Below are 728 nucleotides of genomic sequence, written 5' to 3'. Positions count from 1 at the left end.
TACAGGGCTGCCGTTCGCGGCCTAACCGTCACCTCAGGGCGTCTTACAGATAACCGTTATCCGATTGCCCGCAGTTTTACCAAGCCAAGGGCAGCTGACACTGGCGGTGCGCAGAATTACAGCGGTGTCTCGAGCGGCTGCTGCCGTAGATTGCGACCAGGAATTTACGAACCTGACTGAACTCGATATGGGAGGATAGCGCGGCCTCGGCGCTACCTGAGCCGGAGACGATGTACGAGTTCGGCCGGCGGCGAAGCAAACCGAGACAACTTATCAATTAAAGATCGTGATGGCGCACAACACTCGGTAGACGCCATCGATTCACAGCTTCGCAAGATCGAAGGGCAGAGCCTTGGGTATAAAGTGGCTCGTTTCTTCGGTCTTCTGGGGCGGTGATTTACGCGACCTGCAGTGTCGGATAGTCTGCTTTGGCACGGCTGGTGCTTTTGCACCCAACGCACGATGTAGTAGACGCAAGTGGGTAAGCCTTTGCTACCGACAGTTTCGCGGCGGTCTCCAGCCGTACATGCACCAAACGCCTTTGGTCATCCACCGCGTCGCAACTCCCTGACACCCCGGCCCAGCTTGCGGCGCAACAGGGCCCGCAGGGTCACCCCATCCGAGTACCCGACCTGTGCGGCGACCTGGTCGACGCTGGCGTTCCCGGTGCGCAAGAGATGGACGGCATGCTCCACGCGCAGGTCCTGGAAATACGACAGTGGTGTCTT

Annotated in this window: 1 protein-coding gene; it reads right to left on the bottom strand. The window is 59.1% G+C overall.

The window, feature by feature from the left end:
* Positions 1 to 545 precede the first annotated feature (545 nt).
* A partial coding sequence (locus tag CA2_RS01320; protein WP_042411833.1) for a helix-turn-helix domain-containing protein occupies positions 546 to 728 on the bottom strand: 183 nt, incomplete at its 5' end.

The sequence above is a fragment of the Comamonas aquatica NBRC 14918 genome (assembly GCF_000739875.1).
GTDB lineage: Bacteria > Pseudomonadota > Gammaproteobacteria > Burkholderiales > Burkholderiaceae_C > Comamonas > Comamonas aquatica.
The sequence above is the reverse complement of the archived record's forward strand: the minus strand, read 5'-3'. Positions and strand labels throughout refer to the sequence as shown.